Below are 17,491 nucleotides of genomic sequence, written 5' to 3'. Positions count from 1 at the left end.
GCAGGACGCGTGCCGCCGCGGTGGCGGATCGGGGTACCGGTGAGTGGGAACCCGCCTGCCGCGCACACCGTGATCGTCGTATCCTTCCCCCCGACGCATTCACGCGAATCCATCTGTGGACGCCGTCCACGAACCGACGAAGGAACAACGATGTCGACCGTCACCGATTCCGCCACCACCACCCTGATCGACCCCGACGTCTTCGCGGGGCTCATCCACATCGACGGCGCCTGGGTGCCGGGCGAGGGAGGACAGATCGCCTCGGTCGAGCCCGCGACCGGCGAGACGCTCGCGATGGTCGGGATGGCGGGCCCCGCCGATGTCGCGAGAGCAGCCGAGGGCGCCGCACGCGCGCAGCGCGAGTGGGCCGCGACGCCGCATCCGGTGCGAGCCGGCGTCCTTCGCAAGGCCGCGCAGCTGTGGGAGCAGCACACCGAGGAGATCATGGGCTGGAACGTCCGCGAGGTCGGCGCGATCCCGCCTCTCGCCGGCTTCGCCCTGCACGTGACGGCAGCGGAGTGCTACGAGGCGGCGTCCCTCCCCTCGGCGCCGCTCGGGTCGATCCTCGCCAGCGAGGAGCCTCGACTGTCCCTGGCGCAGCAGGTTCCGGTCGGGGTGGTCGGGGTCATCTCGCCCTTCAATGTGCCGCTGATCCTCGGCATCCGCGCCGTCGCCCCCGCACTCGCTCTCGGCAACGCCGTGCTGCTCAAGCCCGACCCCCGCACCGTCATCACCGGCGGGGTCAGCATGGTGCGCATCTTCGAGGAGGCGGGCCTTCCGAAGGGACTGCTGCAGCTGGTGCCCGGCGGCGCCGAGGTGGGCGAGGCGATGGTCGCCGACCCGCGCGTGCGGGTCGTGGCGTTCACCGGCTCCACGCGCGCCGGCCGCGCGGTGGGCGAACTCGCCGGACGCCATCTCACCCGCGCGCACCTCGAGCTCGGCGGCAACTCCGCCTTCGTGATCCGCGAGGACGCCGATGTCGACAAAGCGGTCAACCTCGCCACCTGGGGGGCCTTCCTCCACCAGGGTCAGATCTGCATGACCGTGGGCCGGCACATCGTGCACGAGTCGCTGTTTGACGCCTATGTGGAGAAGCTCGCGGCCAAGGCCGAGTCGATGGTCGTCGGCGACCCCGCGGCGGGGCAGGTGCACTTGGGCCCCCTCATCGACGAGGTCCAGCGCGACCGCGTGCACACGCTCGTCCAGGACGCCGTCGCGCAGGGAGCGACCCTGGCCGCAGGCGGCACCTACGACGACCTCTTCTACCGCCCGACGGTGCTCGCGAATCCGCCCAAGGACGCCGCCGCCTACTGCGACGAGGTCTTCGGTCCGGTCGCGTCAGTGGTGTCGTTCGCGACCGACGAGGAGGCTGTCGCTCTCGCCTCCGACACCGAGTACGGGCTGTCGCTGGGCATCGTGACCGCCGACGCGATGGCCGGGTGGGAGATGGCGCAGCGCATCCCCTCGGGGATCGTGCACGTGAACGATCAGACCGTGAACGACGAGGCCAACGCTCCGTTCGGCGGCGTCGGCGCCTCGGGCACCGGATCGCGTCACGGCGGCGCGCAGGCGAACATCGACGCGTTCACCGAGACCCGCTGGATCACGATCCGGCGGGAGCCGGGTCAGTACCCGCTGTGAGCAGCCTCGCCCGCCGGCCGCATCACCAGCTGACGGGGAGCGCCTTGCCCTCCTCGTAACCGGCGGCGGACTGCAGGCCCACGCGGGCGCGCTCGTGGAACTGAGCCACGGTGTGCGCTCCCGCGTAGGTGAAGGACGATCGCACGCCCGAGGTGATCATGTCGAGGAGGTCTTCCAGGCCCGGGCGGAGGGGGTCGAGGTAGATCTTCGATGACGAGATCCCCTCGGCGAAGAGTTCCTTGCGTGCCCGTTCGTAGGGATCGAGCCGCCCGAAGCGCTCCTGCACCGCTTTGGTCGATGCCATGCCCCACGACTCCTTATACGCCCGGCCCGCATCATCCCGCAGGAGCTCCCCCGGGGCCTCGATGGTGCCCGCGAACCAGGAGCCGATCATGACCGAGGCCGCCCCGGCCGCGAGCGCGAGAGCGACGTCGCGCGGGTAGCGCACCCCGCCGTCGGCCCACACGTGCGCTCCGCGGGCCCGCGCCGCCTCGGCGGTCTCGAGGACGGCCGAGAACTGCGGGCGACCGACCGCCGTCATCATTCGGGTGGTGCACATCGCACCGGGGCCGACGCCGACCTTCAGGATCGTCGCACCCGCGTCGATGAGGTCTGCGACCCCGTCCGCAGTGACGATGTTGCCCGCGACGACGGGCACGCCGAGGTCCTCGGCCGACACCGCGCGGAGGGCCCGGAGCATGCCGTCCTGGTGCCCGTGCGCGGTGTCGACGACGAGGACGTCGACACCGGCCGCCACGAGCGCGCGGGCCTTGGCGGCCACATCGCCGTTGATACCCACCGCCGCGGCGACAGCGAGACGCCCCGACGCGTCGACCGCAGGCCGGTAGAGCGTGGTGCGCAACGCACTGCGGCGCGACAGGGTGCCGACGACGAAGCCGTGGTGCAGCACGCAGACCGTCTCGGCGTCCGCGTCGACGATGAGATCGAAAGCATGACGTGCGTCGTCGACGTCGTCCGCGTCGATCGACGCCGCATGTCCGCGGGCGAGGTCGCCCAGGCGCGCATCGGGCAGCGCCGACCCCAGCCTGCGGGCGGGCACCACGCCGAGCACGTCGTCGATGTGCACGCGGCCGGCGGGTGCGTCGCTGACGACGATGCCGTGTCCCTCGGTGGCCGGCAGGAGCCGGGCGGCGTCGGCGACGGTCGCCGACGAGGGCAGCACGAGCGGCGTGTCCCACGGCACCGGCTGCGCCTTGACCCAGCGGATCGCCGCGTCGAGCTCCTGCAGCGGCAGATCCTGCGGCAGGACTCCCAGTCCGCCCCGTCGCGCGAGCGTGGCCGCCAGCCGCGCCCCGGTCACGGAGTTCATGTTCGCGGACACCAGCGGCAGGGTCGCCGGTGTGCCGTCGGCCGGGGCGAGGTCGACGTCGAGGCGGCTCGTGATCGCCGAGTGGCGTGGAACCAGGAACACGTCCGAATAGGTGAGGTCGACCTGCGGTTTCTCGCCGTAGAACTCCATTGCACCGATCCTAGAGACCTTTACTGTCGCGTAAAGAGCGGCGATTCTTGGCCCACTGAGCGGGGCTCCACCCGGAAACGGCCTCGACAGACTGGGTTAGTCTTAACAATCGTGCGTGCGGGCCGTACCGAGACCTGTACGACGGACGAATTTCGGCGATGAAAGCGGGCGATCGAGCGTGTCGAGCCAGGTGACCGGCGTCGGGGTGTCGAGCGAGGGAGAGTTCGGGGCCAACGAATGGCTGGTCGACGAACTGTACGAGCAGTACAAGGTCGACAAGAACTCCGTCGACAAGGAGTGGTGGCCGATCCTCGAGGCCTATCACCCGGTCGAGGTGGACGGTGAGACCGCGGATGACGCCGGCGCCGCCGCGTCGGACGCGCCGCCCGCGACAGACGCCGCGCCCGCAGCATCCCCCCACTCCGCTCCGGCGAACGAGGCCCACCCGATCACCGCACCGGTGCCCGTGATCGGCGCCCAGCCGGTCGCCCGCACCACGGCGAAGCCGGCGGCCCCGCAGCCGATCCCGGCGCAGGCCCCCAAGGTCACCCCATCGGCCGCACCGGAGCAGGCCGACGAGGACAAGGTCACCGTCCTCAAGGGAATGACGAAGACCCTCGCGGCGAACATGGACCAGTCGCTGACCGTGCCCACCGCGACGAGCGTGCGCACCGTGCCGGCGAAGCTGATGATCGACAACCGCATCGTCATCAACAACCACATGTCGCGCACCCGCGGCGGCAAGGTGAGCTTCACCCACCTCATCGGCTGGGCCATGATCCAGGCGCTCAAGGCGTTCCCCAGCCAGAACGTCTTCTACGCGGAGGTGGACGGCAAGCCCTCCGTGGTGGCCCCCGCGCACATCAACCTCGGCATCGCGATCGACCTCCCCAAGCCCGATGGCACACGCTCGCTCCTGGTGCCGAGCATCAAGCGGGCCGAGACGCTCACCTTCGGCGAGTACCTCGCCTCGTACGAGGACCTGGTCACCCGCGCCCGGGGCAACAAGCTCACCGCGGCCGATTTCCAGGGCACCACGATCTCCTTGACCAACCCCGGCGGCATCGGCACCGTCCATTCGGTCCCGCGCCTGATGAAGGGGCAGGGCTGCATCGTCGGCGCGGGCGCGCTGGACTACCCCGCCGAGTTCCAGGGCGCGAGCGAGAAGACGCTCAACGAGATGGCGATCGGCAAGACGATCACCCTCACCAGCACCTACGACCACCGCGTCATCCAGGGTGCCGGCTCGGGCGAGTTCCTGAAGATCATCCACGAGCTGCTCATCGGCAAGCGCGACTTCTACGACGACATCTTCGCCGCTCTGCGCATCCCCTACGCCCCCATCCACTGGGCCAGCGACATCAACGTCGACGTCGCCGAGCGCGTCGACAAGACCGCTCGCGTGCAGGAGCTCATCAACTCTTTCCGCGTGCGCGGCCACCTCATGGCCGACATCGACCCGCTCGAGTACGTCCAGCGCACCCACCCCGATCTCGAGATCGAGCAGCACGGCCTCACGTTCTGGGACCTCGACCGCGAGTTCGTCACGGGCGGTTTCGGCGGCAAGCGCCTCATGAAGCTCCGCGAGATCCTCGGTGTGCTGCGCGACTCGTACTGCCGCACCATCGGCCTGGAGTACATGCACATCCAGGACCCCGCGCAGCGGCTGTGGTTCCAGCAGAACGTCGAGGTCAAGTACACCAAGCCCGGCCACGACGAGCAGCTGCGCATCCTGTCGAAGCTGAACCAGGCCGAGGCCTTCGAGACGTTCCTGCAGACGAAGTACGTCGGCCAGAAGCGGTTCAGCCTCGAGGGCGGCGAGTCCCTCATCCCGCTGCTGGACGAGGTGCTGCAGGGCGCCGCGCAAGCGGGCCTGGACGGCGCGGCGATCGGCATGGCCCACCGTGGCCGCCTGAACGTCCTCACCAACATCGGCGGCAAGACCTACGGACAGGTATTCCGCGAGTTCGAGGGCTCGGTCGCCGTGGGCGCCAAGCGCGGCTCGGGCGACGTGAAGTACCACCTCGGCACCGAGGGCACCTTCGTCGCCGACGACGGCAGTGAACTGCCGGTCTACCTCGCGGCCAACCCCTCCCACCTCGAGACCGTCGACGGGGTGCTCGAGGGCATCGTGCGCGCCCGGCAGGACCGCAAGCCCGTCGGCACGTTCTCCTGGCTGCCGGTGCTCATCCACGGGGACGCGGCCTTCGCCGGTCAGGGTGTGGTCGTCGAGACCCTCCAGATGTCGCAGCTGCGCGGGTACCGCACGGGCGGCACCGTGCACATCGTGGTCAACAACCAGGTCGGCTTCACCACGATGCCCACCGACGCGCGCACCTCGGTGTACGCGACCGATGTCGCCAAGACCATCCAGGCACCGATCTTCCACGTCAACGGGGACGACCCCGAGGCCGTCGTCCGCGTGGCGCAGCTGGCCTTCGCCTACCGCGAGAAGTTCCACCGCGACGTCGTGATCGATCTCGTCTGCTACCGCCGCCGAGGCCACAACGAGGGCGACGACCCCTCGATGACGCAGCCCCTGATGACGAACCTCATCGAAGCCAAGCGCTCGGTGCGACGCCTCTACACCGAGGCGCTCGTCGGTCGCGGCGACATCACCGAGGAAGAGTACGAGCAGGCCAAGCGCGACTTCCAGAACCGTCTCGAGATCGCCTTCGCCGAGACCCACGCGGCCGAGACCGGGTCCTCACCCACCGTCGGTCCGGATGCCGACGACGCGGGCGCCACGCCCGCGGGCGAGCTCGACACCACGGGTGTCTCGCGCGACATGGTGCACCTCATCGGCGACGCCTTCGTCAACAAGCCCGAGGGCTTCACGGTGCACGGCAAGCTCCAGCAACTGCTGGACAAGCGCCTGGACATGAGCCGCAACGGCAATATCGACTGGGGCTTCGCCGAACTCCTCGCCTTCGGCTCGCTGCTGGTCGAGGGCACGTCGGTGCGTCTGGCAGGACAGGACTCGCGCCGCGGCACGTTCGTGCAGCGCCACTCCGTTCTGCACGACCGTCAGAACGGCCAGGAGTGGATCCCCCTCGCCAACCTCGCCGACAATCAGGGTCGCTTCTGGGTCTACGACTCCCTGCTCAGCGAATACGCGGCGATGGCCTTCGAATACGGCTACTCGGTCGAGCGCACGGACGCGCTGGTGCTCTGGGAGGCGCAGTTCGGCGACTTCGCCAACGGCGCCCAGTCGGTCATCGACGAATTCATCTCCTCCGCCGAGCAGAAGTGGGGTCAGCAGTCCAGCGTCACCCTCCTCCTCCCCCACGGGTACGAGGGCCAGGGGCCCGACCACTCCTCCGCGCGGATCGAGCGGTACCTGCAGATGTGCGCGCAGGACAACATGATCGTCGCTCGCCCGTCGACCCCGGCGTCGTACTTCCACCTGCTGCGTCGCCAGGCGTACGCGCGTCCCCGTCGGCCGCTCATCGTCTTCACGCCCAAGGCGATGCTGCGCCTGCGCGGAGCCACCAGCAAGGTCGAGGACTTCCTCACCGGTCGCTTCGAGCCGGTGCTCGACGACGACCGTGGCATCGAGGCGTCGAAGGTGGAGCGGGTGCTGCTGCACTCGGGCAAGCTCCACTGGGACCTGCGCGCCGAGCTCGACAAGAAGCCCGACCCGCGCATCGCCCTGGTGCGTCTGGAGCAGTTCTATCCCTCCCCCGTCGAGGCGCTGCACCGCGTGCTGGCCAACTACCCCGGCGCCGACCTCGTGTGGGTGCAGGACGAGCCCGAGAATCAGGGCGCCTGGCCGTTCATCGCCCTCGAGCTGAGCAAGCACCTCGACGGCCGCGACATCGAGCTGATCTCGCGCCCCGCCATGGCCTCGACGGCGACCGGGTCGCCGAAGGTGCATGCGGCCGAGCAGGCCGAGATCATGCGGGCGGCGCTGAGCTTCTGACGCGGCTCGACCCGGCCGCCGTCGCCGACGGTGGGCCGGGTCGACGCGCGGTCAGTGCGTGGCCTGGACGGCGCGCAGCCGGGCGAGGATCTGGTCGCGCAGCTCTTCGGGCGCCGTCTCCTTGCATGCCCGGGCCACGACCTCGGTCAGCGTACGGGCGACCAACGCCTCGTCGCGGCATCCGGGGCAGTTGTCCAGGTGCTCGGTGATGTCGTTGTGCTCGGTCTTGCACACCTCGTTGCGGAGGTACTCCTCGAGGTCGCGCCGTGCCTTCTCGCAGCCGCAGTCCGTCATTTCTTTGCTCCCGTCGCGGCGGTGTCGATGCCGCGCTCCTTCGCGTAATCGGCCAGCAGGTCACGCAGCATCCGTCTGCCTCGGTGCAGACGGCTCATGACCGTGCCGATGGGGGTTTTCATGATGTCGGCGATCTCCTGATAGGCGAAGCCCTCGACATCGGCGAGGTACACCGCCAACCGGAAGTCCTCGGGGATCGCCTGCAGGGCGTCCTTCACCACCGACGCCGGCATGTGGTCGATCGCCTCGGCCTCGGCCGAGCGCGTGCTGATCGCCGTCGTGGATTCGGCTCCGCCGAGCTGCCAATCCTCCAGCTCGTCGATCGCCCCCTGGAAGGGCTCGCGCTGCTTCTTCCGGTACGTGTTGATGTAGGTGTTGGTGAGGATCCGGTACAGCCACGCCTTCAGGTTCGTGCCCTGGGTGAAGCTCTTCCACGACGCGAACGCCTTCACGAACGTCTCCTGGACGAGGTCGGCGGCGTCGGCGGGGTTGCGCGTCATCCGCATCGCGGCGGCGTACAGCTGGTCCATGAACGGCAGCGCCTGCTGCTCGAACTGCGTACGCGTGTCCTCGACGGAGGCTGGCTGGTCAGACATCACGCGCCAGTCTACGGCGGCGACCTCCTCGACAGCCTGTGCATCAGGCCGTTCGAGCGTGGCGATCATCCCGGCTCCTCTCGGTGGTTCGTTAGGGTAGAACCCGATGACACCGCCCGGGTATTCCCCCGACTCCGACGTCCGCGCGTGGGCTGCCCCGACTGCGGAGGCTCCGTTGCGTGCCGTCGTCACGGTGCCGGGGTCGAAATCGCTGACCAACCGCGAACTCGTCCTCGCCGCCCTCGCCGACGGTCCCAGCCGGCTGACCGCCCCGCTGCACAGCGACGACTCGGCGCGGATGATCGACGCCCTGCGGGCGCTCGGCGTCACCGCCGAGACCGAACCCGGCGACGGCGACTTCGGCGATGACCTGCTCATCACCCCCACCTGGCCCCTGCACGGGGGCGGCGCGGTGGACTGCGGTCAGGCCGGCACCGTGATGCGGTTCATCAGCCCCGTCGCCGGCTTCGCCGACAACGATGTCGAGGTCACCGCCCACGAGACGGCGCTCCACCGCCCCATGGGCGCGATGATTCGCGCGCTCAGAGACGTCGGCGTGGACATCGACGACGGCGGCCACTGGTCGCTCCCCTTCCTCGTACGGGGTCGCGGGCACGTCCGCGGCGGCGAGGTGACGATGGACGCCAGCGCGTCCAGCCAGTTCGTCTCGGGACTGCTCCTGGCCGCTCCGCGCTTCGACGTGGGCCTGCACCTCATCCACTTGGGCGGCCGGCTCCCGAGCATCCCGCATATCGACATGACCGTCGAGGCCCTCGCCCGCAGGGGCGTCCACGTCGAGCGCCCGGCGCCCGGCGAGTGGGTCGTGCCCGCGGGGCCGATCCGGGCGAAGGATGTCGCGATCGAACCCGATCTCTCCAACGCCGCCCCGTTCCTGGCCGCGGCCATGATCGCGGGCGGATCGGTGTCGGTCACCGGCTGGCCGCTGCACTCCACCCAGCCCGGGGCCATGCTCAGCGACATCCTGGCCCTCATGGGTGCGCGCGTGGTGCGCCGAGGCGGCGCTCTGACCGTCACCGCCGGCGACGCCATCGCGGGCGTCGACCTCGACCTCTCCGCCGCGGGCGAGCTGACCCCGACCCTGTTCGCCCTCGCCGCCTTCGCCGACGCGCCGACGACCCTGTACGGCATCGGGCACATCCGCGGGCACGAGACCGACCGCATCGCGGCGCTCGTGGACAACCTCCGCGCTCTGGGCGGCGAGGCGCACGAACTCGCCGACGGCATCCGCATCGTTCCCCGGCCGCTGCGGGGCGGCCTCTGGCGCGCCCACCACGACCACCGCCTCGCCACCACCGGTGCCCTCATCGGCCTGCGGGTGGAGGGGGTGGCGGTGGACGACATCGGCACGACCGCGAAGACCATGCCCCAGTTCCCGCAACTCTGGCAGAGGATGCTCTCCGGCGCCTCGGGCGCAGCCGCCGAGGGATGACCCCGCCGTGAGCTGGCTGGACGACACCGACGATGACGACGACCTCGACTTCGACGAGGCCGATGTGCGCGTCCGGCCGAATCCGAAGGCCAATCGTCCACGGACCAAGCGCCGCCCGGCGCACGCCGACGCGCAGATCGGTCGCGTGCTCGGTGTCGACCGGGGTCGGTACGCCGTCCTCGTCGACGAGGACGGCGACGACGAGCACGAGATCATCGCGATGCGGGCGCGCGAGCTGCGGAAGGTCGCCATCGTCACGGGCGACCGCGCGCGGCTCGTGGGCGACACCTCCGGCGACGAGGGCACCCTCGCCCGGATCGTCGGCATCGAAGAGCGCTCCTCGCTCCTTCGCCGCAGTGCCGACGACACCGATCAGGTCGAGCGGGTCATCGTGGCCAACGCCGACCAGATGCTCATCGTCGTCGCGGCGGCGGATCCCGAGCCGCGCGAACGGCTGGTCGACCGGTACCTCGTCGCTGCGCTGGATGCCGGAATCCGCCCGCTGCTCGTCGTGACCAAGACCGACCTCGCCGACCCCGCCGAGTTCCTCAGCCACTTCGAGGGACTCGACCTCGACGTGTTCACCAGCGCGCGCGGTGAGATGCCGGTCGAGCGCATCGGCGCATCACTCGCGGGGCACGCCACGGTGTTCGTGGGGCACTCCGGCGTCGGCAAGTCGACCCTCGTGAACGCGCTCGTCCCCGACGCTCGCCGAGCCACCGGACATGTCAACGAGGTCACCGGCCGTGGGCGCCACACCTCCAGTTCGACGGTGTCGCTGCGCTACCGCGGGGCGTCGGGTTCGGGGTGGGTGATCGACACCCCCGGCGTCCGCTCCTTCGGTCTCGGTCACGTCGATCCCGCGAACATCCTGCGCGCCTTCACCGAGCTGGCCGAGGTCGCCGAGGACTGCCCCCGGGGATGCACGCACCTGCCCGACGCGCCGGACTGCGCCCTCGTCGAGGCAGCCGCGGAGGGACGGCTGGGTCCGACCGGACCTGCGCGGCTCGACTCGCTCCAGCGGCTTCTGTCGACCTTCGCCGACCGTGGCGATCGGGCCGCGACGCGGCATCCCGTTCGCCCTAGGCTGGAGTCATGACGCGTCTGGAACCTGGAGACCTCGCCCCCGACTTCACCCTCGACGACCAGGACTCCACGCCGGTCTCGCTCGCCGACTTCCGCGGCACCGGTGTGGTGCTCTTCTTCTACCCCGCCGCCATGACGCCCGGGTGCACGACCGAGGCATGCGACTTCCGCGACTCGCTCGCCCCGCTCCAGGCCGCCGGCTACGCCGTGCTCGGCATCTCGCGCGACGACGCGGCGACGCTGCAGAAGTTCCGCGAGCGCGACGGCCTGACCTACCCGCTCCTGAGCGATCCCGATCACGCGGTGCACGACGCCTATGGCGCGTGGGGCGAGAAGACGAACTACGGCAAGACGGTCCAGGGCGTCATCCGCTCGACCTTCGTGATCGACGCCGACGGCCGCATCGCGCACGCCCTCTACAACGTCAAGGCCACCGGCCACGTCGCCCGGGTGCGGAGCATCCTGGGCCTCGCCGCCTGAGCTCGCCCTCGGATCAGGCCTCGGGGCCCGCGTCCTCGTCGGGGGCTTCTCGGGGCGCCGAGGTGCGCGTCGCCCAGATGAGGGTGACGAGGACCACCACGGCCGGCACCGCCAGCAGCAGCGCCGAGAACGGCTGCGCGTAGGCGCCCGTCGCCGCCCCCAGCGCGACGGCGAGGATCAGCAGCTGCGTGACGATCCCTCCCGATCGCCCCCACGACACGCGGCGCCATGTGGCCGCGGCGAAGGCGAGGACGATCGCCGCACCGGCGACGGTGAGGACGAGGAGGGCCAGCGCGGTCGTCAGGATCCCGGTGTCGCCGCCCACCAGCGCGACCACCTGCCAGCCGACGAGGATCAGCAGCCCGATGCCCTCGAGAGCCAACAGGAAACCGGCGATCCGGTGGGCGATGATGTCGCGCATGAACCTCTCTCGTTCCGGGGGGCGGAAGGAAACCTGGCCGAAACCGAGACGTCGACTCTTGATTCCCTTCATGTGCTATGGGAGCATTGAACAAGCCGTGTGCTCCCACAGCGACGTGGGGCGAGCATCCGCTCGCACTCCCACAGGGTATCGGCCCCGATTCCGGGACATACCATTTCCCCCACCATTCTGCATCAAGGAGCACCACCATGGATTGGCGCGACAAGGCCGCCTGCCTCACCGTCGACCCCGAGCTGTTCTTCCCCGTCGGGAACACCGGGCCTGCCGTCGACCAGATCGAGAAGGCGAAGTCGGTCTGCGCCCGGTGCACCGTCACCGAGACGTGTCTGCAGTACGCCCTCGAAAGCGGCCAGGACTCGGGCGTCTGGGGCGGCCTGTCCGAGGATGAGCGTCGCGCCCTGAAGCGTCGCGCCGCACGCGCCCGTCGCGCGAGCTGACGCCCGCCCGCCGCGGCCGGGTTCGTCCGGGGGCCGACCCGTCCCTTCCCCGGACCCGTCCGAAGAGTCCGTTCCCCACGACTCGTCCGCGGACTGAGTTCCCCACGACCCGTCCGAGGACTGAGTTCCCGGCGACCCGTCAAAAAACGCTCCTGTACGCGCCGGGAAAGGCTATTCCGCGACGGATCGCGGCATGTCCGCGACCCGCCTGAGGAGTCCACTCCCCGCGAACCGTCAAGAAATGCGCCTGCTCGCGGCGGGAAAGGTTATTCCGTGACGGGTCGCGGCATGTCCGCGACCCGCCTGAGGAGTCCACTCCCCGCGAACCGTCAAATAGTGCGGCTGTTCGCGCCGGGAAAGGGTATATCTTGACGGGTCGCGGCATGTCCGCGACCCGCCTGAGGAGTCCACTCCCCGCGAACCGTCAAATAGCGCGGCTGTTCGCGCCGGGAAAGGCTATTCCGTGACGGGTCACGGAATGCTCGCGACGACTCAGCCCTGTATCCGCTCGATGTAGCGCAGGGGGATCTCGATCGTGACCTCGGTGCCGCTGCCGACCAGCGTGTGCCAGTCGATCGTGCCCCCGAGCTCGCCCTGAATAAGCGTGCGCACGATCTGCGTACCGAGCCCGCGCCCGACCAGACCCTCGGGCAGACCCACGCCGTTGTCGCGGACCCGCACTTCGAGCCGCTCGTCGGTCCGGTCGGCGAGGATCTCCACGTCGCCCTCCTGTCCGGCCAGTCCGTGCTCGACCGCGTTGGTGACCAGTTCGGTCAGCGCGAGGGCGAGCGGGGTCGCGTACGCGCTCGGCAGGGTGCCGAAGCGACCGATGGAGCGCGTGCGCGCGCGGGTGCTGGGTGCGGCGGCGGCGACCTCGGCGACGAGCTTCAGCACGCGCGCGAACACGTCGTCGAAGTCCACGCTCTGGGTGAGCCCCTCCGACAGGGTGTCGTGGACGACGGCGATGGCCGAGACGCGGCGCATGGCCTGCGTGAGCGCCTCGCGCGCCTCATCGGAGTGCGAGCGCCGCGCCTGGATCCGCAGGAGGGAGGCCACCGTCTGCAGGTTGTTCTTGACGCGGTGATGGATCTCGCGGATCGTGGCGTCCTTGGTGATGAGCTCCTGCTCCTGATGGCGGAGCTCGGTGACGTCGCGGCACAGCACGATCGCGCCGATGCGCGTGCCGCGATCGCGGAGCGGGATGGTCCGCAGCGACACCGTGACCCCCTGCGCCTCGATGTCGGCGCGCCACGGCGCTCGTCCGGTGACCACCAGGGGCAGCGACTCGTCGAACTCGCGTCGCGTGGTGAGGATGCGGGTGGTGACCTCCACCAGCGACTCGCCCTCGAGCTCGTCGTCGAAGCCCATCCGGTTGAAGGCCGAGAGTGCGTTGGGACTGGCGAAGGTGACGACGCCCGCGGGGTCGATGCGGATGAGCCCGTCCGACGCGCGGGGCGCGCCCCGGCGCGGCGCGGTGGGCGTCGACAGGTCGGGGAACTCGCCCGAGGCGATCATGCCGAACATATCGTCGGCGCAGTCGTTGAAGGTGATCTGCTGCCTGGACGGTGTGCGTGTCTCGCCGAGGTTGGTGTGGCGGGTGAGCACGCCGACCGTCTCGACCGTCTCTCCGCTCCGACGGACGATCGGCACGGCCCGCACGCGGGTGGGCGTCTCTTCGAACCAGTCCGGGGAGGCCGAGTCGACGATGCGGCCCGAGACGAACGCGTCGCGCACCTGGGTCGCCCACTGGGGGCGGACCCGGTCGCTGACGATGTCGCGGTAGAACAGTGTCGCCGCCCCGCTCGGCCTCGTGTGCGCCACCGCGACGAACGAATCGTCGGCGGTGGGCACCCAGATCACGATGTCGGCGAACGCCAGGTCCGCCAGGAGCTGCCCGTCACCTGCGAGACGGTGGAGCCACTCGACCTCCTCCGACCGGGAGCGGCCCTGCGCGTACACGAGATCACTGAGCGTCGACACGGCTCCCAGCCTAGGCGCGGTGGGGGTGCAGTCCGGTGCGGGGACGGATGCGGGGGCTCAGCGCGCTTTCGAGACGACGACCGTTCCGCGGCGCTGCGCCCGGTGGTCAGGCCACCGCTCGGATGCCCGCTCGTCCCCCCGCCCGGTGCGCTCACGCTTGGCGCGCGCCGGGCGGACGCGCCGCTCGCGCTGCGCGCGCCGCGAGACGCCGGGAGCCGGCGGCGCGAGGGCCTCGCCCACGAATCGTCGGATCGCCGCCGCGAACGGCGAGCGCGGCGCGACCTCGGCGATGGGCCGCGCGGTGAGCAGGGCTGCATCGGCGGAGCGGGCGTCGTGGGGGACGAACCACACGTCGCGAATCCCGGCGAACCGGTCGAGGGTGCGGCGCACCTGCCCCCGCGCGTCGATGCCGAGGGGTCCCGGCCGAAGGCGGTTGGCGAGCACGGCGACGGGAGTCGGCCCGACGGTCGCGCGCAGTTCGGTGTAGCCGCGAAGGAACCGGGCGATGCCGACGGGGTCTGCCGCCGCGACCGCGACGACGTGGTCGGCGACGTCGAGCGCCGCGAGCGTCGCGGCGTTGCGGCGCGGTCCGTCGAGGTCGCTGACGATCTCTTCGTCGCGCTCGAGCGACGAAGAGACGTCGACGACGGTGAACTCCACCCAGCTGCGGCAGGCCTCCAGCGCGGCCGCGACGCGGGCGTGCGAGAGCTCGGGCCACCGCGACGGGCGGTTGATGCCGGTGAGAACGCGCACGCCGGTCTGACTCAGCGGGGTGCTGATGCGTTCGAGTTCGGCGGTGGTCAGCTCGCCGCGCCCCGCGTGACGACAGGCGGCGGCGAAGCCGGGTCCTTCGTCGGCGAGACCCAGGGCGAGAGCGAGCGCGGGGGCGTGCGCGTCGGCATCCACGAGGGCGACGCGTCGTCCGCCGCGGGCGAGTTCGAGCGCGAGCTCGACCGCGACCGTGGATCGACCCGGCGACCCGGCGGGACCCCACACGGCGATGACACGGGGCGCCGGGCGCCCGGGCTCGGCGCCCGGTTCGTCGACGGCGGCCGAGGCAGAGGCGCTGCCGCGTGCCAGGCCGGCCATGGTGATCGCCTCGGCGATCCGCCAGCCGGGGTCGGTCAGCGTCAGGATCGACGAGACCCCGTACGCGTCGACGAGGGGCCGGTCGGCGTCCTGCGCGCACAGCGCCACGATGCGGACGCCCTGACGATCGCAGAGCGCCACCGCGGCGGCGGTCATGGTCCGGCGATCGGCCTGCAGGATGACCGCCTCCACCTCGCGGAGCGCCACCGCGGTGATGCGGGCGTCGCTGCCGTAGGCGGCATCCTCCCCGGCGAGGGCCAGCGCATCGGCGGCGACGACCGCGACCACGTCGAGGCCCTCGGCCGCGAGCTGGTCGGCGAGGTCCGCACCGCGCGGTTCGTCGACGGCGACGAGCACCTTCATCGTGCGCCTCCGACGGCGGGAACGACCGAGAGGGCCGACTCGTCGGACATCGCCTCGAGCACGACGGCGACATCTGCTCGCGGGATGACGATCTCCAGGGCGGCGGCGCCTCCGCCGATCATCGAATCGTCGCGTGTCACCGAGACCACCGTGGCATCGGCGACGAGGATCCGCGGCACGTCGTAGGTGCCCGGTTCGATGAGCGGAGCCGCCCACACCTCCACCACCGATCCCGCCTCGACCGCCGCCGGGACGTCGACGGAGCTGCGGAGGACGACCGTCGTGGTGCGCACCGCGTCTGCGGACTCGACCGCGCTGCGCGGCACCAGTTCGTCGGAGGCGATGGTGCGGGTGGCCACCACCCCCTCGTCGAGCGAGCCTTCCCAGGACGTCGGGTCGAGGTACGACCCCTCGAGCGCGCCGAGAGCCACCTCTTCGAGCCGCACGTCGTCGGTCGAGACCACCTCGCCCGAGACGATCGTGCGCGCGGCGACGAAGACGGGTACCGTCTGCCGCGCCGCCGAGACGACGAACCAGACGCCGGCCACGGAGGCGACGATCAGGAGGATGCCGAGGAGGAAGCGTGCGTCAGCCCAGAAGGCGCGATGGCGGCGGCCGGTGTCCACAGCGGTCATGAGGCCATGTTCGCTCAGGCCGAGGAACGGGCCGCCACGTTATCCACAGCCGGGTTTTATCCACAGCGCCGCGCGGGCTCCTCGGCCCGCGCAGGCCCGCGACGATAATGGGGGCCATGCCCGAATCCCCGTCCGCCGACGTGCGCATGCTGGCGCCCGCCCAGGTCGCCGAAGTGCTGGGCGTCTCGGTGGATGAGGTGATCGCGCTCGTACATGAGCGCCGACTCCGCGGTGCGCGGGTCGGATCCCCCGCCCGCTGGCGCGTGGAGGAGAAGAGCGTCACCGACTACCTCGACGATCAGGCCGAAGAGGCTCGGCGGATCGCCCTCTGGCATCAGTCCCAGGAAGCCAGCTTCCCGGAGCTGTGGGGCACCGGCTTCGTCCGCAACCCCGACTGAGGGCGCCCGGAGGCGTCAGAGGACGCTGACCCCCTCCTCGGCTCGGAGCCATGCCAGCGCGGAGAAGGGCACGATCCGGTACCCCGTGACCTCCGTGGACCGCCGAGGCGAACCGGGGTCGTGGAGGGCAATGTCGAAGTGGTCGGCTCCGGCCCGGTCGATCGTCCCCGTCATGCCTCGTCCGGATGACAGCTGCAGCGCCACCGCTGCGCGGCGTCGCACGAGGTCACGGATGACGAAGCCGAACGTCATCCGACCGGCCAGGCTCGAGGAGGCGACGGGTTCGGCGCGAGCAGTGCGGAGAAGGTCGGGCTGACTCATCCGGATCCCGACGATCGCCACGAGCGGCACGAGGATGATCCCCGCCCGCCGACCTGTCTCGCTCAACGCCACCCAGTCGGCGCCGACGCCGACGAGGTCCGCGCTCAGGGTGGACCCGTCGCTCAGCTCCCACGAGGCAGCAACCTCCGACGCCGATGCCTGAAGCGCGGTGAGACGCTGACGCATCTCGAGGCGGGACAGCCGCAGCCGCTCGGCCTCGGTGTCGAGGGCCGCGCGCTCGGCCTCCCATTCGGAGGCGAGCTGGTCTTCGAGGTCGTCGAAGAAGCGGTCCCATCGCACCCCGAGAGAGTAGAGCAGAACGTGAGGAGTCGATGAGAACTTATCCCCAGGGGCTTTCCCGGCTCTTTCTGGGAGTTGCCCGTGTGTTCTACTTTTCGGCAACCGATGTCCTGACGAGATTGGCGAGAGATGGCACCGACGCCGCCGGCACCGGCCCGTGCGCCCAAACCACCCACGGGTGCGCGAGAGCTTTCGGAGTACTTCGCACCACAGCGCACCTCGACCGAGGCGCTCCCCGATCCGCAGGTCTTCATCGAGAACCTCACCCGCGGCGTCCTCGAGGTGTTCGCCGGGGTGCGCGAGGTGGAGCAGCTCGCCCGCTGGCTGACGGAGGACGCGTACCGCAAGCTCCTCACGCGGGCCAACCTCGCCGCCCGCGCCCGGAGCGCTCGCGGGGTGCCGGCCAAGCGGCCGGTGCACCAGATCCTCAGCATCCGGCACTCCTCCCCCGCCGACGGGATCATCGAAGGCGTCGTGGTGGTCGCGGGCCCGGCCCGCACCCGGGCCGTGGCGGTGCGCCTGGAGGGCATGGACGGTCGCTGGCGCACGACCTCGCTCGCCCTGCTCTGACCCGCAG

General features: G+C 70.7%; 16 protein-coding genes. 8 read left to right on the top strand and 8 right to left on the bottom strand.

Annotation, left to right across the window (positions count from 1 at the left end):
* Positions 1-150: 150 nt before the first annotated feature.
* Complete coding sequence (locus FBY40_RS07620; RefSeq protein WP_141937722.1) at positions 151-1,641, top strand: aldehyde dehydrogenase family protein; 1,491 nt, start codon at positions 151-153, stop codon at positions 1,639-1,641.
* 22 nt (positions 1,642-1,663) lie between these two features.
* Here the strand turns inward: FBY40_RS07620 and FBY40_RS07615 are convergent, their stop codons facing one another.
* Positions 1,664-3,121: a GuaB1 family IMP dehydrogenase-related protein gene (locus FBY40_RS07615; RefSeq protein ID WP_141937719.1), complete on the bottom strand. Its 1,458-nt coding sequence runs from the start codon at positions 3,119-3,121 to the stop codon at positions 1,664-1,666.
* 178 nt (positions 3,122-3,299) lie between these two features.
* Here FBY40_RS07615 and FBY40_RS07610 point away from each other — a divergent pair, with 178 nt between their 5' ends.
* A complete protein-coding gene (locus tag FBY40_RS07610) occupies positions 3,300-7,043 on the top strand; it encodes a multifunctional oxoglutarate decarboxylase/oxoglutarate dehydrogenase thiamine pyrophosphate-binding subunit/dihydrolipoyllysine-residue succinyltransferase subunit (protein ID WP_141937717.1) in 3,744 nt (1,247 codons plus the stop codon).
* A 51-nt stretch (positions 7,044-7,094) separates the two neighbouring features.
* Here FBY40_RS07610 and FBY40_RS07605 read toward each other — a convergent pair whose 3' ends face one another.
* Positions 7,095-7,337, bottom strand: a complete 243-nt coding sequence (locus tag FBY40_RS07605) for a zf-HC2 domain-containing protein (protein ID WP_124292770.1) — start codon at positions 7,335-7,337, stop codon at positions 7,095-7,097.
* The gene (locus FBY40_RS07600; protein WP_124292769.1) at positions 7,334-8,002 is read right to left on the bottom strand and encodes a sigma-70 family RNA polymerase sigma factor; all 669 of its coding nucleotides are present in this window, start codon (positions 8,000-8,002) and stop codon (positions 7,334-7,336) included. Before FBY40_RS07600 ends, FBY40_RS07605 begins: the two co-directional genes overlap by 4 nt.
* A gap of 37 nt (positions 8,003-8,039) precedes the next feature.
* Here FBY40_RS07600 and aroA point away from each other — a divergent pair, with 37 nt between their 5' ends.
* The 3 genes from aroA to bcp are packed head-to-tail and all read left to right on the top strand — an operon-like array spanning position 8,040 to position 10,949.
* On the top strand, positions 8,040-9,383 hold the full coding sequence (aroA, locus tag FBY40_RS07595) for a 3-phosphoshikimate 1-carboxyvinyltransferase (RefSeq protein WP_141937715.1): 1,344 nt from the start codon (positions 8,040-8,042) through the stop codon (positions 9,381-9,383).
* Positions 9,384-9,390: 7 nt separating this feature from the next.
* Positions 9,391-10,482 (top strand): ribosome small subunit-dependent GTPase A, encoded by a 1,092-nt coding sequence (rsgA, locus tag FBY40_RS07590; protein WP_141937713.1) that lies wholly within the window; start codon positions 9,391-9,393, stop codon positions 10,480-10,482.
* Positions 10,479-10,949 carry a thioredoxin-dependent thiol peroxidase gene (gene bcp / locus FBY40_RS07585; protein WP_141937711.1) on the top strand — a complete coding sequence of 157 codons (471 nt, stop codon included), beginning with the start codon at positions 10,479-10,481 and terminating at the stop codon, positions 10,947-10,949. The genes rsgA and bcp overlap by 4 nt, the downstream gene beginning before the upstream one ends.
* Before the next feature lie 13 nt (positions 10,950-10,962).
* Here the strand turns inward: bcp and FBY40_RS07580 are convergent, their stop codons facing one another.
* Positions 10,963-11,370 carry a histidine kinase gene (locus FBY40_RS07580; protein ID WP_141937708.1) on the bottom strand — a complete coding sequence of 136 codons (408 nt, stop codon included), beginning with the start codon at positions 11,368-11,370 and terminating at the stop codon, positions 10,963-10,965.
* Positions 11,371-11,579: 209 nt separating this feature from the next.
* Between FBY40_RS07580 and FBY40_RS07575 the strand changes: the two genes are divergently transcribed.
* Positions 11,580-11,828 (top strand): WhiB family transcriptional regulator, encoded by a 249-nt coding sequence (locus FBY40_RS07575; RefSeq protein WP_124292764.1) that lies wholly within the window; start codon positions 11,580-11,582, stop codon positions 11,826-11,828.
* 492 nt (positions 11,829-12,320) lie between these two features.
* Here the strand turns inward: FBY40_RS07575 and FBY40_RS07570 are convergent, their stop codons facing one another.
* The 3 genes from FBY40_RS07570 to FBY40_RS07560 are packed head-to-tail and all read right to left on the bottom strand — an operon-like array spanning position 12,321 to position 15,895.
* Complete coding sequence (locus tag FBY40_RS07570) at positions 12,321-13,808, bottom strand: sensor histidine kinase (protein ID WP_141937707.1); 1,488 nt, start codon at positions 13,806-13,808, stop codon at positions 12,321-12,323.
* 57 nt (positions 13,809-13,865) lie between these two features.
* Positions 13,866-15,260, bottom strand: coding sequence for an AAA family ATPase (locus tag FBY40_RS07565; RefSeq protein WP_141937704.1), 1,395 nt, complete (start codon positions 15,258-15,260; stop codon positions 13,866-13,868).
* Positions 15,257-15,895, bottom strand: coding sequence for a flagella basal body P-ring formation protein FlgA (locus tag FBY40_RS07560; RefSeq protein ID WP_141937702.1), 639 nt, complete (start codon positions 15,893-15,895; stop codon positions 15,257-15,259). Before FBY40_RS07560 ends, FBY40_RS07565 begins: the two co-directional genes overlap by 4 nt.
* A gap of 116 nt (positions 15,896-16,011) precedes the next feature.
* Between FBY40_RS07560 and FBY40_RS07555 the strand changes: the two genes are divergently transcribed.
* Positions 16,012-16,293 carry a helix-turn-helix domain-containing protein gene (locus FBY40_RS07555; protein WP_200829948.1) on the top strand — a complete coding sequence of 94 codons (282 nt, stop codon included), beginning with the start codon at positions 16,012-16,014 and terminating at the stop codon, positions 16,291-16,293.
* A 15-nt stretch (positions 16,294-16,308) separates the two neighbouring features.
* On the opposite strand, the gene FBY40_RS07550 is transcribed toward FBY40_RS07555, so the two are convergent.
* Complete coding sequence (locus FBY40_RS07550) at positions 16,309-16,914, bottom strand: hypothetical protein (protein ID WP_141937700.1); 606 nt, start codon at positions 16,912-16,914, stop codon at positions 16,309-16,311.
* Positions 16,915-17,043: 129 nt separating this feature from the next.
* On the opposite strand from FBY40_RS07550, the gene FBY40_RS07545 reads away from it, so the two are divergent.
* A complete protein-coding gene (locus FBY40_RS07545) occupies positions 17,044-17,484 on the top strand; it encodes an Rv3235 family protein (RefSeq protein WP_124292759.1) in 441 nt (146 codons plus the stop codon).
* Positions 17,485-17,491 lie beyond the last annotated feature (7 nt).

The sequence above is a fragment of the Microbacterium sp. SLBN-154 genome (genome assembly GCF_006715565.1).
Lineage (GTDB): Bacteria > Actinomycetota > Actinomycetes > Actinomycetales > Microbacteriaceae > Microbacterium.
Note: the sequence above shows the minus strand (reverse complement) of the source record. Positions and strands in the feature narration are given on the sequence as shown.